Genomic DNA, 5,684 nt, shown 5'->3' on the forward strand with positions numbered 1-5,684 from the left:
TCATCCATGGCAATTTTAATCTGTTCTTTCCGCAATTGGGCAAAGGTATTTTTATGAGCTTCCATATCGGTGACAAAATAACTTTCCGTCAGTTCCAGGACGATATGGCGGGGGTCCAGCTGATATTTTATCAGAAGATCCCGGATGTATTGCAGAAAAGAGGTATCCAGCATCTGTAAATAGGATATGTTAATGTTCATGACAAAGTCAGGGGCATAAGTAATCCATTCTTTGCAGGTCTTAACTGCCTCTTCCAGTACCCATTTGCCGACGGGAACAATAAGGCCGTTTGATTCCAGTACCGGTATAAATTCCATGGGGCTTACCGGGCCATAGATTTCGCTGGTCCAGCGAAGTAAAGCCTCAGCGCCTCCCACTTCCAGGGTGTCATTACTGATTAAAGGCTGATATACCATGTGAAAATGCTCCATGTGATTCATGATGCTCAGCTGCAGCTGGTTGGTAATCTCCAGGGTGCGGAGTTTGGATTTGATTAAATCAGGGGAAAAGAAGGTGCAGGTATTTTTCCCGTTTTGCTTGGAGGCTTCCAGTGCACTGGCGGCAAATTTAATTAAATCCAGATAATTATCTCCGTCAGTTCCGATCATAGTGATGCCGGCTGACACGGTACAGAAGTAAGAAATCCCGTCTGTAATCTGCCTGCGGTTGGCATAGGCATGTATTTTCTGATAAAGCTGGTATAATTCCTGTCCGGAAGCATTTTTATATACAATTGCGAATTCATCCCCGTCATATCGGAACAGATCTGCATTAGCAGGAAGAAACTGCAATATGGTCTGGGCAAACTGGCGAAGTACCGTATTACCAAATATATGGTCATTTAAGGCATTGATTCGGGAGAAGTCATCCAGTCCCAGCAGGAGAATACCCCCTGGATTGGTTTCAGTTGCAATCAATCCGGTGATCAGCTTTTCGCATTCTTTCTGGGCAAACAGTCCGGTAATATAATCAATCTTACCTTTACTTCCCAGATTTGTTACAACACCTGCAAAAAATATGGGGTTTCCGTTCTGATCTCTTTTTAGCAGTCCCCGGCAGACAACCCACATGTATTCATTTTTACGATTCCGGATCTGGTATTCTACATTGTGTTCATCCGTTTCTCCCTCCAGCATCTTTTCGATAGAATCAAAATACCGCTGTCTGTCTTTTTCGTGTACCAATTCACCCCAAAGAGGAACAAGTCCAGGTACCTTCCTGCCGGGAAGGTCAAAATCTTGCAGCATATTTTCTGAGATAAGGGAGATATCCCGAATCATATCAACTATGTAGATATAGTCATCCGTACTGTTTTCGATTGCCTCGTAAAAAAGATAGGGGTCAATTGTAAAATCATGAAATATTTGCTCATTATCAGCCATTGGTACACCTCTTTTCGCCGGATATGTTGTATAATAAGGAAAGGAGCATTGATGTTGAAATATCTTGTTTTTGGTAATGTATAAATTCATTATACAATAAAGGGAAGGTTTTTAAAACGAAAAAATACTTTTTTTTGCAAAGCAATTTTACAATCTTTTGCAATGAAAATACTTTTGTGATAAAGTAGGACAGGAGATATCCCCACCCGGAAGCAGGGGTGAAAAAGTGAAATATAAAAGCAGAAAGAAAAGGAGCGAATATGGCAATGAATGAAAATTGTTATGCTGTAAAAGGAAATATTATATATAGTACTACGCCGGATAATCTGGTTTTAATAGAAAATGGTTACGTTGTCTGTGAAAACGGCATCAGCGGAGGTGTTTTTGAAAAACTTCCGGAAAAATATCAAAGTATTCAGGTGAAGGATTACGGTGACCGGCTTGTGATACCCGGTCTGGTGGATCTGCACATGCATGCACCCCAATATGGACTGCGGGGATTTGGCATGGATCTGGAACTTCTGGACTGGCTGAATACCTACACATTTCCGGAAGAAGCCAGATATGCCGAAGAAACGTATGCAAAAAGGGCATATGGCATGTTTATGGAAGAACTGAAAAAAAGCCCGACTACCAGAGCCTGCATATTTGCCACGATCCACAGGGATGCTACGAAGATTTTAATGGATCTATTGGAGGATACAAAACTGCGGACGATGGTGGGTAAAGTAAACATGGACAGAAATGCACCCGAATACTTGTGTGAAACCACAGAGGAATCCCAGGAGGAGACGCTGCGCTGGCTGAAAGATATGGAAGGACATTATCAATATACATCGCCTATTCTGACACCCAGGTTCATACCCAGTTGTACGGACAGCCTGATGGGGAAGCTTGGGGAAATCCAGAAAGAGCACCATCTGCCGGTTCAGTCCCATTTGTCGGAAAACGAAGGGGAGATTGCCTGGGTAAAGGAATTGTGTCCGTCTGCAGGCTTTTATGGAGAAGCTTATGAACAGGCAGGTCTGTTCGGGGATGGATGCAAGACCGTTATGGCACATTGTGTATCTTCCGCAGAGGAGGAGATCGCACTGATCAGGAAAAACGGCGTATATGTAGCTCATTGCCCCCAGTCCAATATGAATCTGTCTTCGGGGATTGCTCCTGTGAGAAAGTATCTGAATGAAGGGCTGCATGTGGGACTGGGGAGTGACCTTGCAGGAGGAAGCTCCATGTCCATGTTCCGTGCCATGTCAGATGCCATACAGGTTTCAAAGCTATATTGGAGGCTGGTGGACCAGACGGCATCCCCGCTTACGTTAAAAGAAGTATTTTATCTGGCAACCAGGGGAGGCGGTGAATTTTTTGGAAAAGTAGGAAGCTTTGAAGCAGGCTTTGCATTTGATGCACTGGTGATCGATGACGAATCAATCTGGCATCCCCAGCCCCTTGGCCTTTTAGAAAGGCTGGAGCGGGTAATCTATCTGGGAGACAGCAGCAATATCGTGGAAAAGATGGTAGAAGGGGAGACCATCTAAAGAGCGTACCCGGCGAAGAAAGGATCTTCTGCCGGGTACGCTTTTTCATTTAATCAAATAATTTCAAATAATAAACATCACTGAAGTCAAACCGCATATCACATTTTTCGGTGTATCCGTATCTGCCACCGGTCTGCAGATACATCTGGGATAACAGGGAATCTGGAACTATATAGCCCAGGATGAAAGTCTGATCCTCCCCGGCGGGTATGGGATAATAGCCTTTTTCCGGCTGGAGGCTGGTTTCAATGCTTCTGACGGGTTGAGTGCCATCCGAAGCAAGGTGAAAACGGATTCGGCGGTACTCTGGCTGGAATTCAACGATTTTCCCGGCATCATTATTGTGGACTTTTAATGTTACCCAGACATAGGAGTGTGTTTTGACGTCGAAAGCTGATGCATGAGACTTTGTCCCGTCAGCGGAAGCAGTGCCGGAGGTCTTGGAGGTCTCCACTTTTTCAACCGTGTAAGTGACGCTTCGCTTCTGATTCTCAGTTACTGTGACAGGCGTGTTCAGGTCGATGCCGTCGGAAGCCTGTATATCTGCTTCTGTTTCTTTTTCTGGTTTTTTTACTGCTTCATCGGAATGTATAAATATGGGATTTGTTTCAATTTCGGGAGGAAGTGTACCAGCTTCCACTTCAGGAGGAAGCGTATGCGTTTCCGCTTCAGTAGACAGTGTACGAGTTTCCGGGACCGCACTTTCCGGGACCGCGCTTTCCGGGGAACTTACTGCCTGAGTCTCTGTCTGGACGCTGGGGTTCGCAGTACATCCTGCCAGCAGAAGACACGTACCTGCACATATATATAGGAACCATTTCTTATTCATCATAACAGCGTCCTTTCGTCATGGTTTTATGTAAATTAAAAGATGGTGAATAAATTCATTCTAGCGCTGTTTCCTTTAGATTGCAACTGTTTCTGACGACTGCTGTAGCTATGCTATATAATAGTGAAATGAAAAAATATACAAAATTATGGATAATTCACATATTTTTGCATATTTTACTTTACGGAAGAATTTCCCTGTGATATGATAAAAAAGTGGTTTACATAATATTTTCATTATTATAAGAGAGGTGATGTGATTGCTCTACATTTTAGCTATCTGCAGTGCAGTATTGCTGCTATGTGTTTTTCTGGGGAAAATATCCGGCCGACTGGGGGTTCCGAGCCTATTGCTCTTCATGGTTCTGGGAATGTGTTTCGGATCCGATGGTCTTATCAAAATCCCCTTTGATAATTTCGGTATGGCAGAGTCCATATGCTCTACCGCCTTGATTTTTATTATGTTTTCCGGAGGCTTCGAGACGAACTGGGCAGCGGCAAAGGCGACCAGCATACAGGGAATCCTGCTTTCTGTCTTCGGTGTTTTGATGACTGCCGGTATTACAGGTCTGTTTTGCCATTACGTACTTGGCATGACCTTGCTGGAAGGGATGCTGATTGGTTCTGTAGTAGGTTCTACGGATGCGGCATCTGTATTCTCTATTCTTCGTTCTAAAAAGTTAAATCTGAAAAATGGCCTTGCTTCTGTTCTGGAAATAGAAAGTGGAAGTAATGACCCGGTAGCCTATACCATGACTCTGATTATTTTATCCTTTATGTCCGGAGGTTCTTCTGTTCCGGTAATTTCTATTTTTTTCAAGCAATTGCTGTTCGGCCTTCTTGCGGGCGTAATCATTTCATTTATTGCGGTACGAATTCTGCAGAGAGTGCGGTTTGAATCTACCGGCATGCGGACGATTTTCGTTGTCGCAGCTGCATTGACGGCTTATACACTTCCATCCTTTATTGGTGGAAACGGATATCTCAGTGTATATGTTGCAGGAATTATTATGGGGAACAGCAAGATGGTGCAAAAGGTGGAACTGATTCAGTTCTTTGACAGTCTTTCAGGACTGATGCAGATTCTTCTGTTTTTCCTTCTGGGCCTCCTGGCATTTCCGTCCCAGATACCGGGAATTTTGCTGACCGCCCTGCTGATTGGGGTATTTATGAGCTTTGTTGCACGTCCGGCGGCTGTATACCTGATCATGAAGCCATTTGGAAGGTCTTTTCGTGAAATTGTTTTTACGTCCTGGGCTGGTCTTCGGGGCGCGGCATCTATTGTATTTGCGATCATGACGGTGACAAATCAGGCAGATCCGCAAAATGATATTTTCCATATCGTATTTTGTATTGCACTATTATCCGTAACTTTCCAGGGAAGTTTCCTTCCTTACATGGCGAAAAAACTAAATCTGGTATACGATGAAGAAAATGTTTTGAAGACGTTCAATGATTATCAGGATGATACGGATATCGTGTTAATTGAAACAATTATTGACCAACAAAGCCCCTGGAAAGACAAGAGGATTAACGAAGTATGCCTGCCCTCGGAATCCCTGATTGTGATGATTAAAAGGGAGGGAAATACCATTATTCCAAAAGGAAATACGATTATTTGCGAAGGTGATATTCTGATTTCCAACAGAATTGCATCCAGAAGCAGCTCCGATATACCGCTTGTGGAAGTTCCGGTTACCAGCGGGCATAAATGGGCGGATAAGCCGTTAAGCCAGATTAACCTTCCTAAGGATTCTCTGATTGTAATGATCAAGCGGAACTCTGAAATTTTAATACCGGGAGGAAATACAAAGATACTGACCGGTGATATATTAGTTATGAACATGTAACAGCCAAAAGTGGGAATAATTTTGCGACATTTGCCGAAAAATCAAATTTGAGAGTAAAAAGCCTTGTATTTATCCGCAAAAAGTCT

The 5,684-nt window shown here is 43.5% G+C and carries 4 protein-coding genes; 2 read left to right on the forward strand and 2 right to left on the reverse strand.

Annotated features, from left to right (window positions below; all coding sequences use genetic code 11):
- The coding region (locus ACH2DQ_RS04780) for an EAL domain-containing protein (RefSeq protein WP_395025777.1) at positions 1-1,382 on the reverse strand (1,382 nt) is incomplete at its 3' end.
- 266 nt (positions 1,383-1,648) lie between these two features.
- Here ACH2DQ_RS04780 and ACH2DQ_RS04785 point away from each other — a divergent pair.
- Positions 1,649-2,920 (forward strand): amidohydrolase family protein, encoded by a 1,272-nt coding sequence (locus ACH2DQ_RS04785; RefSeq protein ID WP_394915205.1) that lies wholly within the window; start codon positions 1,649-1,651, stop codon positions 2,918-2,920.
- A 49-nt stretch (positions 2,921-2,969) separates the two neighbouring features.
- Here ACH2DQ_RS04785 and ACH2DQ_RS04790 read toward each other — a convergent pair whose 3' ends face one another.
- On the reverse strand, positions 2,970-3,752 hold the full coding sequence (locus tag ACH2DQ_RS04790) for a hypothetical protein (RefSeq protein WP_394915192.1): 783 nt from the start codon (positions 3,750-3,752) through the stop codon (positions 2,970-2,972).
- A 256-nt stretch (positions 3,753-4,008) separates the two neighbouring features.
- On the opposite strand from ACH2DQ_RS04790, the gene ACH2DQ_RS04795 reads away from it, so the two are divergent.
- Entirely contained in the window at positions 4,009-5,598 is a 1,590-nt protein-coding gene (locus tag ACH2DQ_RS04795; RefSeq protein ID WP_394915193.1) for a potassium/proton antiporter, read from the forward strand.
- Positions 5,599-5,684 lie beyond the last annotated feature (86 nt).

Source organism: Robinsoniella sp. (assembly GCF_034124845.1).

Bases quoted from the DNA above. Each gene is read 5' to 3' on its own strand.
- ACH2DQ_RS04785 (WP_394915205.1), top strand. From the start codon at position 1,649: ATGAATGAAAATTGTTATGCTGTAAAAGGAAATATTATATATAGTACT.
- ACH2DQ_RS04790 (WP_394915192.1), bottom strand. From the start codon at position 3,752: ATGATGAATAAGAAATGGTTCCTATATATATGTGCAGGTACGTGTCTT.